Origin of the sequence: Isoptericola sp. NPDC056618, from assembly GCF_042792715.1 — a bacterium.
In the GTDB taxonomy this organism is placed as follows: Bacteria; Actinomycetota; Actinomycetes; order Actinomycetales; family Cellulomonadaceae; genus Isoptericola; species Isoptericola nanjingensis.
Window position 1 is genome coordinate 119,090 of record NZ_JBHTVZ010000008.1, and the last position, 16,024, is coordinate 135,113.

Annotated in this window: 11 protein-coding genes; 9 read left to right on the top strand and 2 right to left on the bottom strand. The window is 74.3% G+C overall.

Annotated features, from left to right (window positions below; translation table 11 throughout):
- The first annotated feature begins 38 nt into the window (after window positions 1-38).
- Both ACFQ8T_RS11950 and ACFQ8T_RS11955 read left to right on the top strand, forming a co-directional pair.
- Window positions 39-4,850 (top strand): FtsK/SpoIIIE domain-containing protein, encoded by a 4,812-nt coding sequence (locus ACFQ8T_RS11950; protein ID WP_430546751.1) that lies wholly within the window; start codon window positions 39-41, stop codon window positions 4,848-4,850.
- Between the two features lie 129 nt (window positions 4,851-4,979).
- On the top strand, window positions 4,980-5,228 hold the full coding sequence (locus ACFQ8T_RS11955) for a WhiB family transcriptional regulator (protein ID WP_166849954.1): 249 nt from the start codon (window positions 4,980-4,982) through the stop codon (window positions 5,226-5,228).
- A gap of 122 nt (window positions 5,229-5,350) precedes the next feature.
- Here ACFQ8T_RS11955 and ACFQ8T_RS11960 read toward each other — a convergent pair whose 3' ends face one another.
- Window positions 5,351-6,841, bottom strand: a complete 1,491-nt coding sequence (locus tag ACFQ8T_RS11960; RefSeq protein ID WP_430546801.1) for a sensor histidine kinase — start codon at window positions 6,839-6,841, stop codon at window positions 5,351-5,353.
- 63 nt (window positions 6,842-6,904) lie between these two features.
- Between ACFQ8T_RS11960 and ACFQ8T_RS11965 the strand changes: the two genes are divergently transcribed.
- The 7 genes from ACFQ8T_RS11965 to ACFQ8T_RS11995 all read left to right on the top strand — a co-directional run bounded on the left by ACFQ8T_RS11965 (window position 6,905) and on the right by ACFQ8T_RS11995 (window position 14,289).
- A complete protein-coding gene (locus tag ACFQ8T_RS11965; RefSeq protein WP_430546752.1) occupies window positions 6,905-7,426 on the top strand; it encodes a DUF2505 domain-containing protein in 522 nt (173 codons plus the stop codon).
- A gap of 183 nt (window positions 7,427-7,609) precedes the next feature.
- Window positions 7,610-8,965 (top strand): ABC transporter substrate-binding protein, encoded by a 1,356-nt coding sequence (locus ACFQ8T_RS11970; protein ID WP_430546753.1) that lies wholly within the window; start codon window positions 7,610-7,612, stop codon window positions 8,963-8,965.
- Between the two features lie 110 nt (window positions 8,966-9,075).
- The gene (locus ACFQ8T_RS11975) at window positions 9,076-10,221 is read left to right on the top strand and encodes a carbohydrate ABC transporter permease (RefSeq protein ID WP_430546754.1); all 1,146 of its coding nucleotides are present in this window, start codon (window positions 9,076-9,078) and stop codon (window positions 10,219-10,221) included.
- The gene (locus ACFQ8T_RS11980) at window positions 10,218-11,141 is read left to right on the top strand and encodes a carbohydrate ABC transporter permease (RefSeq protein ID WP_430546755.1); all 924 of its coding nucleotides are present in this window, start codon (window positions 10,218-10,220) and stop codon (window positions 11,139-11,141) included. Before ACFQ8T_RS11975 ends, ACFQ8T_RS11980 begins: the two co-directional genes overlap by 4 nt.
- A gap of 90 nt (window positions 11,142-11,231) precedes the next feature.
- Window positions 11,232-12,788: a glycoside hydrolase family 1 protein gene (locus ACFQ8T_RS11985; protein ID WP_430546756.1), complete on the top strand. Its 1,557-nt coding sequence runs from the start codon at window positions 11,232-11,234 to the stop codon at window positions 12,786-12,788.
- Between the two features lie 9 nt (window positions 12,789-12,797).
- A complete protein-coding gene (locus tag ACFQ8T_RS11990) occupies window positions 12,798-13,808 on the top strand; it encodes a LacI family DNA-binding transcriptional regulator (protein ID WP_430546757.1) in 1,011 nt (336 codons plus the stop codon).
- Window positions 13,809-13,827: 19 nt separating this feature from the next.
- On the top strand, window positions 13,828-14,289 hold the full coding sequence (locus ACFQ8T_RS11995) for a DUF1905 domain-containing protein (protein ID WP_430546758.1): 462 nt from the start codon (window positions 13,828-13,830) through the stop codon (window positions 14,287-14,289).
- A gap of 81 nt (window positions 14,290-14,370) precedes the next feature.
- Here the strand turns inward: ACFQ8T_RS11995 and ACFQ8T_RS12000 are convergent, their stop codons facing one another.
- Window positions 14,371-15,990 carry an APC family permease gene (locus tag ACFQ8T_RS12000; RefSeq protein ID WP_430546759.1) on the bottom strand — a complete coding sequence of 540 codons (1,620 nt, stop codon included), beginning with the start codon at window positions 15,988-15,990 and terminating at the stop codon, window positions 14,371-14,373.
- Between the last annotated feature and the right edge of the window lie 34 nt (window positions 15,991-16,024).

A 16,024-nucleotide genomic window follows, 5' to 3' on the forward strand; every position in this document is an offset into this window, starting at 1 on the left:
GTCCGCGACGGCCTTCCCGGGCGGGCACCCTGGGGGTCATGTCGACCTCCTCGGTGCCCGCCCTCGTCGTCCCCGCGCCCGGCCACGCCCGGGGGCGGACGGGCGACGTCCGGGTCACCGTGCGTCCGGGGGAGGACGTGCTCCTGCCGGCGGGGCGGCCGTTCGGCGCGTGCCGGGCGGGGCTCGCCGACCTCCTGCGCCGACCCGAGCTGCGGCACGTCCCGCTGCGCGCCGGCGGCGTCCTCGTGTCCGACGACGACGTCGTCGGGCGCCGCCCGCTCTTGCCCGGGGCCGTCGTCGCCGTGCTCGACGGCGGGGCAGCGGGCGTGCGCGCAGGCTCGGGCATCGCCCGCCCGGCGGCGGCCGTCCTCGACGGGCCGTGGCTCGCCGCCCGCGCCGACGGCCCCGCCGCGGGGGCGACCGTCGCCCTCGCGCCCGGCGGGTCGACGGCGCTGCCCCACGACACGGGCCCGACGTCCGAGGGCGGCCTCGTGGTGCGTGTGGACCCGCGGCGGCCGGACCGTGTCACCGTGCGGCTCACGCGACGCGGACCGGGCACGACGGCGTTCCCGTGCACGGCTGGCGGACGGCAGTCGTCCGACGACCGGCGTGCCCGCGTGCCCCGCGCGACCGCACGGCTCGTCCGCGACGCTGCCCTGGCGCGACGGCGTGCGCGGTCGGTGGGGCGCCTCCCGCGCCGCTGGCGCGCCGGCAGCGTGCTCGAGGTGAGGGGCCCGCGCGGCGTGCGCTCATGGACGCTGCACCGCTCCGGGACCGTGGCGGCCTGGCTCGACGCCGTCCCTGGCCGTGAGGCCGCCGACGCGGCGGCGCCGTCCGGGCCCGGCGCGGGGATGCTCGCCACCGCCGCGCTGCCCGTCGTGGGCTCGCTGGTGCTCGCCGCGGTGCTGCGGCAGCCGGCGTACGCGCTGTTCTCCCTGCTCGGCGTCGCGACCCTGGTGCCCCAGCTCCTCGCCGCGCGACGGCGGCGACGCGGCGGGTCCGGCCCCGCCGCCGCCGACCCGGCGACCGGCCACGGGACGGCGCCCGGGGACGCCCCGCCCCGCGTCGTGGGCGAGGCACCCGGCCCGCTGCTCGCCCGGCTGGTCGCGGCCCACCAGGCGTCGGACGGAGCGTGGGACGCCGCGTGCGCGCGGGCCGCGGCGCGGGCCTGCGCCGGCGGTCACCGCGGCGGGCCGTCGCCCCGGGGCGCGACCCCCGGGGCGGCCGGTCAGGGAGGTGGTGCGGTGGTGGCGGGCGCGGTCGCCGAGCTGGTGCCCGACGGCGCGATCGCCGTGGTCGGACCGCGTGCGGACGTGCTCGCGGCCGCGCGGTCGGTGGTCGCCGAGCTCGCCGCGGCCGGCGCGTCGGTGGACGTCGTCGGCGCCCGCGACGCCTGGTCGTGGTGCCGCTGGCTGCCGACCGCCGGCCCGCCGCTCCTCGTCGTCGACGCGCCCGCCGCGCCCGACCGTGCCGCCGTCACCGCGCGGCCCGACGAGGTGCTCGCGCGCGGCGGCGCCGTGCTGCTGTGCCTGCCCGACGGCGCCCCCGTGCCGTCGTGGTGCCGCACGACGTGGCGGGTGCGCGCGGGCCGGGTCCGGCGGGCGGCGCCGGACGGCTCCGCCACGACCGGGCCGCTCGTCGGCGTCGACGCGGCCTGGGCGGAGCAGGTCGCGCGACTCGTCGCGGGCCTGGCGGGGCTGCGCCGGTCGCTGGCCATGCTGGACCGGGCGCACGGGTACGACGAGGCGGGCGGGCCCGGCGACGACGGCGACCCGACAGACCCGCGGCTCCCCGCCGCCGTCCCGCTGGTCGACCTGCTCGACGACGCACCCGATCCCGGCGCCGCCTGGGACACCACCACCGGCTGGGCGGTGCCGCTCGGCCGGGACGCCCGTGGGCGGCCCGTGACCTTCGACCTGGTGGCGGACGGGCCCCACCTGCTGGTGGCCGGCACCACGGGGGCGGGCAAGTCCGAGCTGCTGCAGTCGCTCGTGCTGGGGCTCGCGGCGCAGCGGTCCCCGCGCGACCTCGCGCTCGCACTCGTCGACTTCAAGGGCGGCGCGTCGTTCGGCGCGTGCGGGCGGCTGCCGCATGTCGTCGGCCAGGTCACGGACCTCGACCCCGGGCTGGCGGGCCGCGCCCTGGCCGGTCTCCGCGCGGAGCTGCGCCGGCGCGAGCACGTCCTCGCCCGGCACGGGTCGGCGGACCTCGCCGCCCTGCCTCCGGGGGTGCCCGACGCGCCGCCGCGGCTGGTCGTGGTGGTGGACGAGTTCCGCGCCCTCGCCGACGACCTGCCGGACTTCCTGCCCGGGCTGCTGCGCGTGGCCGCGCAGGGTCGCTCCCTGGGCGTGCACCTGGTGCTCGCCACGCAGCGGCCCGCGGGGGCCGTGAGCGCCGACGTGCGGGCCAACGTCTCGGCGCGGCTCGCGCTACGGGTCGTGGACGCCGCGGACTCGCTCGACGTGGTCGAGACGCCCGCGGCCGCCCGGATCGTACCGGGGACGCCGGGGCGCGCCGTCCTGCGCCGCGGGTCCGAGCCACCGGTGGCGCTCCAGTGCGCTCATGCCTCGGGGCTCCCCACGACGGCCGGGGACCAGGTGCGCCGGGCTCCGGCCTGGGGGACGCCGCCGGTGGCGGCACCGTCGGGGCGCGACCCGCGCGAGCGCTCCGCGGGAGCCGGCGCGACGTCGTGCCCCGTGAACTCGCTCGTCGACACGCTCGTCGACGCTGCCGCCGCGCGAGGCCTCCGCCCCGGCGCCGCTCCGTGGCTGCCCCCGCTGCCCGAGCGCGTCCAGGTCCAGGACGTCCCCGGGGCCGTCGACGACTCCGCGGGCCTCCCCCTCGCGCTGGGCGACGATCCCGACCGCCAGCGCCGGACCGTCGTGCGCTGGGACCCGGACACGGGGCACCTCGGCGTCGTGGGCCGCGCACGCTCCGGCAGGACGACGGCGCTCCTGACGACGGCGGTGGCCGCGCTGGACGAGGGCTGGCACGTGCACGTGCTGGCACCGGCGGCCTCGCTCCCCCGGTTCGCCCGCCTCGAGCGGCACCCGGGCCTCGGCACCCTCGCCGGCCCCGCGGCGCCGCGGCGAGCGGCACGGCTGCTGCGCCTGCTGGCGACGGACGCGGCGCAGCGCCGGGCACGGACGCTCGTCGTGGTCGACGGCGTCGACGAGCTGCGCGCCGCGCTCGCCGGACCGGACCCGTGGGACCCGCTCGTGCGGGCGCTGGCCTCGCCCGGCGTCGCGTTCGCGCTCGCGTCCGACGGCGCGACCCTCGGCGGGCTCGCCGCGCGGGCCGGGCCGCGACTGGTGCTGCTCGGCCCCGAGGCGCACGCCGACGTGCTCCTCGGGGCGCCGTCGGGGCTCGCCGGTCGCGGCGGGCCCGCAGGTCGCGCCGCCTGGCTCGCACGCGAGCAGGTCCTGTGCCAGGTCCTGCTGCCGGACGAACCGTCCGTCCCCGACGCCGTTCCCGGCGGCCGCGCGGCCGGGCGGGGGGCCGCTGCGCCGGTGAAGGTCCGGCCGCTGCCCACGACGGTCGTGGAGGCCGACCTGCCCACGGCACCGGGGCGCGGTCCCCGGCACCGTGCCGCCGACCCGCGCGGCGGCGGCATGCTGCTCGTCCCCGTCGGGGTCGGGGGCGACGCGGCCGGCCCGGTCGAGCTCGACGTCGGCCGTGGCGCCCTCGTCACCGGACCGCGTGCCAGCGGCCGCACCACCGTCCTGCGGCTCGTCGTCCGGCGGCTGGCGGCGGCGGGACGACTGGCCGGCGTGGTCTCGCGGGATGCCGTCCTGCGCCAGGACGCCGGCGACGTCCCGGCCGTGGCACCGTCGCCGGCAGCCCTGGCCGGGCTGCTCGCCGGGCTGCTGGACGGGCTGCCGGACGGGCTGCCGGACGGCCCTGCGGGACCACCGGGCGACGGGCGCGCGGCCCTCCCTGCCGTCACGGACCAGGGTCCCGGCGTGCTCGTGGTGGACGACCTCGACGTCCTCGCCCAGCAGCACCCGCTGGAGGCGGAGCGGATCTCCGCGCTGACCGACGGGACCGGCCTCGTGCTCGTGGCGGCGGCGAGCTCCACGGGGGCGGCGCTGGCGCACCGGGGCGTCCTCGCCGAGCTCCGCGCGCGCCGCACGGGGGTGGTGCTGCACCCGGGCGAGCGCGGGGCGGACGACCTGCTGGGCGTACCGCTCGCGGACGCCGTCGACCCCGGACCGGCGCGCGCGGGGCGCGGGGCGCTCGTGCAGGCGGGGCGGGTGCAGGTCGTGCAGGTGGCCCGGCCGGCAGACGTGGACCCGGCCGCCATGGACCCTGTCGCCGCAGACTCAGCCGCCGCGGACTCAGCCGGACGTCGCCTCGACGACCCGGCGCGTCATCACCGCGACGAGCACCGCGGCGGCGACGAGCAGCAGGCCCAGGCCCGCGAGCACCGCCCCGGCCGCCCCGGCGGTCAGGAGGCTGACACCGACGAGGCCCTGCATGATCTGCCACACGACGATCGGCGCCCGGCCGCCGCGACGTCCCGCCCACAGCGCACGGCAGGACCCGACGAGCAGCCACGCGAGGCCGAGGAAGAAGAGCACGAGGAAGACGCTCACGGCTACGCTGTTGGAGGCGCCGCGCACGACCTCGATCCCGATCATCACGGCAGCCCCGACGAGCAGGACGGCCTCGATCCCGACCCCCGCGGCGACGACCTTCAGGCCCGGCGGGCGGGGCCCCTCCGGAGCGCCGTCGGCATCGGACGAGGGGGTGACAGGAGCGCGCATGACACGTCAGAATACGTGCGACCTGCAGTTTCACGACAGTGTGATGAAGCACTCACGCTTCATGCGGGAGAAACTTTCACGTAACCCCTTGTGCGGCGCTTCACGAGGTGTGACGCTGGACGGCAGATCAACCCCCACCCATCGGACCCGGTTTGGCGCGCCCTCAGGCGCGCCCCTCTGACGGACCAGGTCCCCCTGCACCGAGGAGATGACATGGACTGGCGCCACAAGGCCGCCTGCCTCGACGAGGACCCTGAGCTCTTCTTCCCCATCGGCAACACCGGCCCCGCCCTCCTGCAGATCGAGGAGGCCAAGGCCGTGTGCCGTCGCTGCGACGTCGTCGACACGTGCCTGAAGTGGGCCATCGAGTCCGGCCAGGACGCCGGCGTCTGGGGCGGCATGAGCGAGGACGAGCGCCGCGCGCTCAAGCGCCGCACCGCGCGCGCCCGCCGCGCCGGCTGACGCACCCCCACGACGACGAAGGGACGGGACCGCGACGCGGTCCGTCCCTTCGTCTGTGACGGGACCGTGACTGGGACTGTGGCCGTGTCGGCGTCGGTCCGGCGTCCCGGGCGCGGCGCCCGTCAGTACCCGGCCCGCGCGGCCGACTGACCGTCGCGCAGCTCCAGCTCCAGCACCACCTGGGTGCCGCCGCCGTCGCGCGCCTCCCAGTCGATGGTGCCGCCCAGCTCGTTCGTCACGAGCGTCTGCACGATCTGCGACCCCAGCCCGCTGCGCGACGCGCGACCCAGCGTGGCGATGCCCTCCGGCATCCCCACGCCGTCGTCGGCGACCACCACGCGCATCGAGGCGCCGTCGCGCTGCACGTCGATCTCGACGTTGCCCGACTCCCGGCCGGGGAACCCGTGCTCGACGGCGTTCGTCACCAGCTCGGTGAGCACCAGCGCGAGGGGCGTGGCGTCCTGTGCCGGGACCATGCCGAACGACCCGGTCTGCTGGGTGCGCACCTGCGTGCGCGTCGACGCCACGTCGGCGGCCAGCCGCAGCGCGCGGCTCAGCATGTCGTCGAGCTCCACGTGCTCGTCGAGGGTCTGCGACAGCGACTCGTGCACCATCGAGATGGTCGCGACCCGGCGCATCGCCTCCTCCAGCGCGGCCCGAGCCTCGGGCACGTCCATCCGGCGGGCCTGCAGCCGCAGCAGCGCGGCCACCGTGGCGAGGTTGTTCTTCACGCGGTGGTGGATCTCGCGGATGGTCGCGTCCTTGGTCATGAGCTCGCGCTCACGACGGCGCAGCTCGGACACGTCGCGGCACAGCAGGACCGCGCCGATGCGCTGCCCGTGGTCCGTGAGCGGCAGGGCACGCAGGGACAGGGCGACACCCTTGGCCTCGATGTCGGTGCGCCACGGCGCACGCCCCATGACGACCAGCGGCAGCGACTCGTCCACCGTGTCCTGGTACTGGACGATGTCGGCGGTCACCTCGACCAGCGACTGCCCGACGAGCGGCCCGATGACCCCGAGCCGATGGAAGCACGACAGCGCGTTCGGGCTGGCGTAGAGCACCTCCCCCTCGGAGTTGAGCCGGATCAGCCCGTCGCCGACGCGCGGCGCGCCGCGGCGGGGGCCGGTGGCGGCGTTGGTCGCCGGGTACTCGCCGCGCGCGATCATCGCGAGGATGTCGTCGGCCGACTCCACGTAGTTGAGCTCGAGCCGGCTGGGCGTGCGCCCGGACCCGAGGTTGGTCTGCCGGGCGACGACGGCGATCGGCCGCCCCTCGTGCACCACCGGCACCGCCTCCTCGCGGACGGCGTAGGCGCCGAACCAGCGCGGCTCGCGGGAGCGTTGCGCGCGCACCTCCGTCATGGCGGCCGCGAGCTGCGGGCGCTGCCCGTCGGGCGCGAACGACCCCACGATGTCGTCGTAGTGCACGGTCGCCCCGGTGGACGGACGGCACTGGGCGAGGGCGACGAAACCGCCGTCGGACGTGGGGAGCCACAGCACCAGGTCGGCGAAGGCGAGGTCGGACACGAGCTGCCAGTCGCCCACGAGGAGGTGCAGCCACTCGGCGTCTCCCTCGGAGAGGTCGGCGTTCTGGGCGATGAGGTCACTCATGGCGGACACGCCCACCAGCCTACGGGCGCTCCCGCTCCGCTCCCGTCTCGGTAGGGTGACCTCGTGCACCTGACCGTGGAGCTGACCTACGCGGCGGACGCGGACGCCGTCGTCGCGATGCTCGCCGACGAGGCGTTCATCCGCTGGCGGGCCCTGCGCGGGCCGGGCGGCCGCGTCGAGCAGACGGACGTGACCGGCAGCCCGGCCGAAGGCTTCACCATCGCGGTGCGACGCACCCTGCCCACGGACCTCATCCCCGCGCAGGTGCGACCGTTCGTCGGCGACCACCTGGAGGTGCGCCAGGCGGAGGTGTGGGAGGCGCCGTCCGGGGGGCTGCGCACCGGGACCATCGCCGTCGAGATCGCCGGGGCACCCGTGCGGGTGACCGGCACGGTGCGCCTCGAGTCGACGGCGGACGGCGGCACTCGCCAGGTGTACGACGGCGAGGTCCGCGCGACGGTGCCCCTGTTCGGCGCCGCGGTGGCCGAGGCCGCCGCCCGGGCCGTCCGCTCGACCCTCGAGGCCGAGGGCGCGGCCGGCCAGGAGTGGCTCGCGGCGCAGGCCGCACGGGGTGAAGACCGGTAACGATCCGGACACGCGCTCGCCGCTCAGGCCTCCGACCTGCAAAGACGCGACTGCTTCCGTCACAGAACGGCATCGACGCCCTCGACGGGCTTGACTTTCGTCACCACCGACGGCCAGCATCATGACCTGGCTGTGGGAGCGCTACCACCATGGAGGTGGGAGCGCTACCATCCTCCATCTCGTATGCCCGACCCAGACAAGGGAGTCACCGTGCTCAACAGCACCCGACCCACCCGCCGAACCCGCCGCGTCGTCGCGGCGACCGCCGGCGTCGCGACCCTCGCCCTCGCCCTGACCGCCTGCGGCAGCTCGGACGACGGCGGTGACGACACCGCCTCCGGCGACGAGAAGATCACCCTGACCGTCGCCACGTTCAACCAGTTCGGCTACACCGACGAGCTCCTCGCCTCGTACACCGAGGACCACCCGAACGTCACCGTCAAGCAGGTCACCGCCGCGACGTCCGAGGACGCGCGCAACAACCTCACGACCAAGCTGGCCGCCGGCGGCGAGGGCCTGGCCGACATCGAGGGCATCGAGGTCGACTGGCTGCCCGAGCTCATGCAGTACCCCGACCTGTTCGAGGACCTGGGCGACCCGGCCCTCGACGGCCGGTGGGTGGACTGGAAGGTCCAGCAGGCCACGACGCCGGACGGCAAGCTCATCGGCTACGGCACCGACATCGGCCCGGAGGCCATCTGCTACCGCGCCGACCTCTTCGAGAAGGCCGGCCTGCCGACCGACCGCGAGAAGGTCGCCGAGGCCCTCGGTGGCGACGACGCGACGTGGCAGGACTACTTCGACCTCGGCAAGAAGTTCGTCGCCAAGTCGGACTCCGCCTGGTTCGACGGCGCGGTGCCGACCTACCAGGGCATGGTGAACCAGCTCGAGGGCGCCTACGAGGACCCGGCGACCGGCGAGCCCAAGGACCTCAAGACCAACCAGGAGATCAGGGACCTGTACGACCAGGTCCTGACCGCGTCCGTGGACGACGAGCTGTCCGCCGGCCTCGAGCAGTGGGGCGAGGACTGGACCGCCGGCTTCCAGAACAACGCGTGGGCCACCATGCTCTGCCCGCCGTGGATGACCGCGTCCATCGAGCAGAACGCCGGCGGCGTCGAGGGCTGGGACGTCGCGGACGTCTTCCCCGGCGGCGGTGGCAACTGGGGCGGCTCGTTCCTCACCGTGCCCGCCTCGGGCGACAACGCTGCGGCGGCCAAGGAGCTCGCAGCGTGGCTGACCTCGCCGGAGATCCAGACCAAGGCGTACGAGAACGCCAACACGTTCCCGTCGCAGCTGGACGCCCAGGCGTCCGACGCCGTGCAGGACTCGACGAACGACTTCTTCAACGACGCCCCGGTCGGCCCGATCTTCTCGGCCCGCGCCCAGGCGATCGAGGGTGCCCCGTTCAAGGGCAAGAACTACTTCGCGATCCACACGGCCGTGCAGAACGCGCTGAACCGCGTGGACCTCAACGGTGACGACCCGGAGAAGAGCTGGCAGGGCGCCCTCGACGAGTACGCCTCGCTCGGGCTCTGACCCCCTGACCAGTCCCTGACCCCCGCCGTACCGTCGGCCGGGCCCGCCGAGACAGGATCTCGGCGCGCCCGGCCGGCGGGCGGCGGACCGGCGAGCACAGGAAGCAGCAGATGGCCGTCCTCTCCCCCACCCAGCCCACGCACCGACGCGGTGCGACCGGGCCACGTCCTCCCCGACGCGTCGGTTTCTCCCAGCGCCTCGGCCGCTGGGACGTGAAGGTCTCCCCGTACCTGTACATCTCGCCGTTCTTCCTGCTGTTCGCGCTCACCGGCCTGTTCCCGCTCGGCTACACGCTGTTCGTGTCGCTGCACGAGTGGAACCTGCTCGGCGGCCAGGGCGAGTTCACGGGGCTCGAGAACTACGCCGCCGTCCTGGCGCAGCCCCTGTTCTGGAAGTCCCTGGTCAACACGTTCTCGATCTTCGTCTTCTCGAGCATCCCGCAGGTGATCCTCGCGATCACGATCGCGGCGCTGCTCGACCAGAACCTGCGCGCCGCCACCTTCTGGCGCATGGGCGTGCTGATCCCCTACGTCGTCGCACCGGTCGCGGTCTCCATGATCTTCGGCCGACTGTTCGCCGACGACTACGGCCTCATCAACGAGCTGCTCGGGTTCGTCGGCGTCGACCCGATCGGCTGGCACACCGACCGCGTCGCCAGCCATGTCGCGATCGCCAGCATGGTGAACTTCCGCTGGACCGGCTACAACGCGCTGATCTTCCTCGCCGCCATGCAGGCCGTGCCCCGCGAGCTCTACGAGGCTGCCGTCATCGACGGCGCCGGCCGCGCGCGGCAGTTCTTCTCCATCACCGTGCCGCAGATCCGCGCCACGATCATCTTCGTCGTCATCACGTCGACCATCGGTGGCCTGCAGATCTTCGACGAGGTCCGCATGTACGACCCGAAGGGCCTCGGCGGACCCGACCAGGACTGGATGACCACGGTCGTCTACCTGTACGACGTCGCGTGGGGCAACCAGAAGAACCTCGGCCGCGCGTCGGCGGTCGCGCTGCTGCTCTTCCTGCTGATCATCGTCATCGGCATGATCAACTTCCTCATCACGCAGCGGATCGCCACCTCCGGCCCGAAGGGCGCCAAGGGGAGCCGCCGGACCACCCGTCGCGTCCGGGCGGAAGCCCGGGTCGCGCAGGCGTCCGGCGCGGCCGCCGCCGCGAGCGGGCCCGCGGCCCCCAGGGCGACGCTCCCGCCCACCTTCCCCCCGACCACCTCGACCACCGACCGGGAGGACCGCCGATGAGCTCCGTCGCCGTCACCGCCCAGACCGCCGGTCCGGGCGCGGCCCGCGCGGCCGCCAAGCGCCGGAACCGCGGCTCGCGCGCCACGCGCACCGCGCAGCGCCGCCCCGGCTGGCTCACCTACACGCTGCTCGGGGTCGCGCTGCTGATCTCGATCTTCCCGCTGTACTTCACGCTGCTGCTCGGGTCGTCCGACCCGGTCACGATCGCGAAGAACGCCGTGCCGCAGTGGCTGCCCGACTCGAGCCTGTTCCAGCAGTTCGCCACCGTGATCGAGTCCACCCGGATCAACTTCTGGAAGGCCCTCACCAACTCGGTGATCGTCTCGGTGCTCACCTCGCTGTCGGTGGTGCTGTTCTCCACGCTCGCCGGCTACTCGTTCGCCAAGCTGCGCTTCCGCGGTCGTGGCCCCCTGCTGGTCTTCGTCATCGCCACGATGGCCGTGCCGACCCAGCTCGGCGTCATCCCGATGTACATCCTCATGACCGACCTGGGCTGGATCGGCAAGCTGCAGGCGGTCATCGTCCCTGCCCTCGTCACCGCGTTCGGCGTCTTCTGGATGACGCAGTACCTGTCCGAGGCGCTGCCGTACGAGCTCATCGAAGCGGCCCGCGTGGACGGCGCGTCGATGATCCGCACGTTCTGGTCCGTGGCCCTGCCGGCCGCGCGACCCGCCGCCGCGATGCTGGGACTGTTCACGTTCGTGCAGCAGTGGACCAACTTCTTCTGGCCGTCCATCGTGCTGAACAGCGAGAACCCGACGCTTCCTCTCGTGGTGCAGTCGCTGCAGGCCAACTTCTTCGTGGACTACTCGCTCGTGATGGCGGGCATCTTCCTCGTGACGCTGCCCCTGCTGGTGATCTTCGCCTTCGTCGGCAAGCAGCTCGTCGCGGGCATCATGGCCGGCGCCGTCAAGGGCTGACCCACCGCTCGTCCGGGCTGACGTCACGCCCACGCAGCCGCGCCGTCGCGCGGCTGCGTGGGCCCACCACCGATGGAAAGATCCGAATTCATGACCCTCCCCACCCCCGGCGCGCGCCGGGCGGCCCCCGGCACGACCGTGCCGTTCACGCCCAGCGCCCCCCTCACGAGCTCCCCGCACGCCACCGGGGCCGTCACGTTCCCCGACGGCTTCGTCTGGGGCACGGCCACGGCCGCCTTCCAGATCGAGGGCGCGTCCACGGAGGGCGGCCGCGAGGACTCCGTCTGGGACGCGTTCTGTCGCATCCCCGGCGCCGTCGTGAACGGCGACGACGGATCGGTGGCCGACGACCACTACCACCGCTACCGCGAGGACGTGGCGCTCATGAAGCGCCTGAACCTCGACGCGTACCGGTTCTCGACGTCGTGGGCCCGGGTGGTCCCCGACGGGAAGACCGTCAACCAGGAGGGGCTGGACTTCTACTCCCGCCTGGTCGACGAGCTGCTCGCCGCCGACGTGCTGCCCTGGCTGACGCTGTACCACTGGGACCTGCCCCAGGCGCTGGAGGAGCTGGGCGGCTGGCCGAACCGGGACACCGCGGCCCGGTTCGTCGACTACGCCGTGACGATGCACGAGGCGCTCGGCGACCGGGTGAAGGTCTGGACGACGCTCAACGAACCGTGGTGCTCCGCCTTCCTCGGCTACACCGCCGGCGCGCACGCCCCCGGGCGCAAGTCCCCGGCGGACGGCCTCGCCGCGGCCCACCACCTCATGCTCGCCCACGGCGGCGCCGTCGAGGCCCTGCGCGAGCGGGACCCGGAGGCCGTGCTCGGCCTCACGCTCAACTTCACCGTGTCCGACCCGGTCGACCCGACGGACCCGGCCGACGTCGACGTCGCGCGCCGCGACGACGGCATGTTCAACCGCTTCTTCCTCGACCCGATCCTGCGCGGCGCCTACCCGCAGGACCTGCTCGACGACGTCGCGCACCTCGGGTTCGCCGGCATCGTGCGCGAGGGCGACCTCGAGGTGATCTCCACGCCGATCGACGTGCTCGGGGTCAACTACTACAACGGAGGCGCGGTCTCGGCCCGGCCGCAGGGCGCCGCCGGCGAGACCCCGGCGGGCACGGCCGACCCCGGCGGCGAGCGCGTCGACGCCGCGGTGTGGGAGACCCGCTCCCCCAACCCGGTGCCCGACGGCATCTACCACCACAGCCGCGGCCTGCCCCTCACGGACATGGGCTGGGAGGTGCAGCCGGAGGGTCTCACCCGCCTGCTGACGCGGCTGCAGCGCGACTACACAGGGCCCCGCGGCACCTCGATGTACGTCACCGAGAACGGCGCCGCGTACCCCGACGTCGTGCAGGCCGACGGGAGCATCGACGACCCGGACCGCCTCGCCTTCGTCGACGTGCACCTGCGCGCCGTCCGCGACGCGATCGACGCCGGCGCCGACGTGCGCGGCTACTTCGCCTGGTCGCTGCTGGACAACTTCGAGTGGGCCCTCGGCTACTCCAAGCGCTTCGGCCTGGTGCACGTGGACTACGAGACGCAGGAGCGGACCGTCAAGTCCTCCGGCCGCTGGTACGCCGACGTCGCCCGCACGGGCGTCGTGCCGGCCCGCGGCGGCGCGGACGCAGAGTAGTCTCCCGACGTGGTCATCGAGCATGCCAGCCCGACGCTGGACGACGTCGCCCGGGCCGCGGGGGTCTCGCGGTCCACGGCCTCGCGCGCCATCAACGGCGGTGACCGGGTGTCGCCCGAGGCGCAGACCGCCGTCGACGACGCCGTCGCCCGGCTCGGGTACGCCCCGAACCGGGCGGCCCGCTCGCTGGTCACCCGGCGCACCGACTCGATCGCCCTCGTGGTGCCCGAGCCCGACGCCCGCATCCTCACCGACCCGTTCCTCGCGGGCGTGCTGCGCGGCGTCAGCGAGGGCCTGACCGGTACCGAGCTGCAGCTCGTGCTGCTGCTCGCCCGCGCGGGCGAGCCCCCGGGCCACATCGCGCGGTACCTGCGGTCGGGGCACGTGGACGGCGTCATCGTCGCCTCGCACCACAAGGAGGACCAGCTCGAGTCCGAGCTCATGCGGTCGCATCTCCCGTCGGTCTTCGTGGGGCGACCGTTCGACACCGAGTCCCTGCACTTCGTCGACGTCGACAACGCCTCGGGCGGGCGCACCGCCACCCAGCGCCTCGTGGACCGCGGCTGCACGCGCGTCGCCACGATCACCGGCCCGCTCGACATGACCGCGGCCGTCGACCGTCACGAGGCCTGGCTGCACACGCTCGAGGACGCCGGCCTGCCGGCCGTCGCCGTCGAGAACGGCGACTTCACGGTGGCGGGCGGCGCGGCCGCGATGGAGCGGATCCTGGCGCGGCACCCCGACGTCGACGGCGTGTTCGCCGCGTCGGACCTCATGGCCACGGGCGCGCTCCAGGTGCTGCGCGAGACCGGCAGGAGCGTGCCCGACGACGTCGCCATCGTGGGCTTCGACGCCCTCGGTGCGGAGCGGACGACGCCGCGCCTGACGACCGTGCTGCAGCCCGTGGTCGAGATGGTCACGGCCGCGACGGCGACCCTGCTCGACGTCCTCGGCGGGGCCGACGTGCCCGCCGAGCCCCAGATCTTCGTGCCGCGGCTCGTCGAGGGCGAGTCGGCGTAGCCCTCGCTACGGTCGCTCCATGAGCGAGGCACCCACGGTCCAGACCTTCACCACGACCCTGCTCGCGACGGGCGGCAACAACGTCGGCCTGCCCGTGCCCGACGACGTCGTCGCGGCGTTCGACCGCGGCCGGCGCGTCCCCGTGGTCGTGACCGTCGACGGCGGCTTCACATACCGCAGCACCGTCTCGTCGATGGGCGGCCGGTCCCTCGTCTCGTTCAACGCCGCGACCCGCGCGGCCACCGGCCGCGGCGCCGGCGACGAGGTCGAGGTGCGGCTCGAGGTCGACGACGCGCCCCGCACCGTCGAGGTGCCGCCCGCGCTGGCGGCCGCGCTCGCCGCCGACCCGGCGGCCACCGCCGCCTGGGCGACGCTCTCGCCGAGCAGGCAGAAGGCGCACGCCCTGAGCGTGGACGGCGCCAGGACCGACGAGACGCGCGACCGCCGGGTCGCGAAGGTGCTGGAGTCGCTCGCCGGCTGACCGCGCGTCCCGCCGCGCACGCACGACGGCGGCCCGCCAGATCGCTCTGACGGGCCGCCGTGGTGTACCGGGCGCGATCGGTCAGCCGCGCCGCGGGGTGTCGTCGTCCACGCCGATGGCCGTCTGCATGGCCTCGCGGTAGTCGGCCGCGAGCTGCGACGGGTTCTTGCCCAGCTGCGAGTTGCGGTAGCCGTACAGGAAGTAGATCGCGAAGCCGAGCGCGAGCCACACGAGGAACCGCAGCCACGTCTCGACGTCCAGCTGCAGCATGAGCCACAGGCACAGCACGCCCGAGACGATCGGCAGCACCGGCGACCACGGCACGCGGAAGTGGTCGGCGTGGGCCTCGCCGCCGCCGGCCTTGAGCTGGCGCCGGCGCAGGATCGGGATGCCGAAGCTCACCAGGACGAACGCCGACAGGGTGCCGATGTTCACCATGTTGCCGAGCACGTCGACCGAGAAGAAGCAGGTGACGATCACCAGGAGCGCCGCGGTGCCGACCTGGATCATCACCGGGGTGCCGCGCTTCTCCGACGTCTTCGACATGCCGCGGGGCAGCAGGCCGTCACGGCTCATCGCGAACACGATCCGGGTGAGGCCGAGCATGAGCACCATCACCACGGTGGTGAGGCCCACGAGGATGCCGACCGTGATGACCTGCGTGGCCCACGCCGGTGCGTTCGGCTGCAGCTGGAACGCGGTGATGATCGTCGCGGACGCCCCGCCGTCGGGCGTGGCGTCGCGCAGCTGCTGCGGGGTGGCCATGCCGGAGAGCGCGATCGAGACGGCGATGTAGAGGCCCGTGCAGATCGCGAGGCCGCCGAGGATGCCGCGCGGGACGTTGCGGCGAGGGTTCTTGGTCTCCTCCGCCGCGGTGGCGACGACGTCGAACCCGATGAACGCGAAGAACACGGTGCCGGCACCGGCGAGGATGCCCATCACGCCGCCCACGGACAGCTCGGCGCCGGCCATCCAGGAGAAGAGGGTCTGCGTCATCGTGGTGCTGTGCGTCGTGGACTCGCCGAACGACTCGGGGCTGGGCACGAACGGGCTGAGGTTCGACGCGCTGAAGAACGCGAAGCCCACCACGATGATGAGCAGCACGATGGCGACCTTGATGGCCGTGAGCACGCCGGTGACGCGCGTCGAGAGCTTCGTGCCGACGGCGAGCAGCGTGGCGAGCACGACGATGAGGATGGCGGTGCCCCAGTCGAAGGACACGCCGCCGAGGTGGATCGTGTTGTGGATCCCGGACGCGACGCCGTCCGCGTCGACCCCGCCGAGGCCGAACACGTTGAGGAAGTTGTCGAAGTACAGGCCCCAGGCCTTGGCGACGACGGAGGCGGCGAAGAACATCTCCAGGATGAGGTCCCAGCCGATGATCCAGGCGAGCAGCTCGCCCATCGAGGCGTACGAGAACGTATACGCCGACCCCGCCACGGGCATGTAGGACGCGAACTCCGCGTAGCACAGCGCGGCCAGGGCGCACACGACGCCGGCGATGACGAACGAGATCACGACCGACGGGCCGGTCTGCGTGGCCGACACCTGCGCGGCCTTCGAGAAGATCCCGGCGCCGATCACGACGGAGATGCCGAGGACCATGAGGTCCCAGGCACCGAGGGTGCGCTTGAGCTGGCGCTGGGGCTCGTCGGACGCCGCGATCGTCGCTTCGATCGAGCGCCTCCGCATGAGCTGCATCGTTGAGGCTCCTTACTGGAGTGGTCTGTACCAC

Bases quoted from the DNA above. Each gene is read 5' to 3' on its own strand.
- ACFQ8T_RS11950 (WP_430546751.1), top strand. From the start codon at position 39: ATGTCGACCTCCTCGGTGCCCGCCCTCGTCGTCCCCGCGCCCGGCCAC.
- ACFQ8T_RS11955 (WP_166849954.1), top strand. From the start codon at position 4,980: ATGGACTGGCGCCACAAGGCCGCCTGCCTCGACGAGGACCCTGAGCTC.
- ACFQ8T_RS11960 (WP_430546801.1), bottom strand. From the start codon at position 6,841: ATGAGTGACCTCATCGCCCAGAACGCCGACCTCTCCGAGGGAGACGCC.
- ACFQ8T_RS11970 (WP_430546753.1), top strand. From the start codon at position 7,610: ATGCCCGACCCAGACAAGGGAGTCACCGTGCTCAACAGCACCCGACCC.
- ACFQ8T_RS11975 (WP_430546754.1), top strand. From the start codon at position 9,076: ATGGCCGTCCTCTCCCCCACCCAGCCCACGCACCGACGCGGTGCGACC.
- ACFQ8T_RS11980 (WP_430546755.1), top strand. From the start codon at position 10,218: ATGAGCTCCGTCGCCGTCACCGCCCAGACCGCCGGTCCGGGCGCGGCC.
- ACFQ8T_RS11985 (WP_430546756.1), top strand. From the start codon at position 11,232: ATGACCCTCCCCACCCCCGGCGCGCGCCGGGCGGCCCCCGGCACGACC.
- ACFQ8T_RS11995 (WP_430546758.1), top strand. From the start codon at position 13,828: ATGAGCGAGGCACCCACGGTCCAGACCTTCACCACGACCCTGCTCGCG.
- ACFQ8T_RS12000 (WP_430546759.1), bottom strand. From the start codon at position 15,990: ATGCAGCTCATGCGGAGGCGCTCGATCGAAGCGACGATCGCGGCGTCC.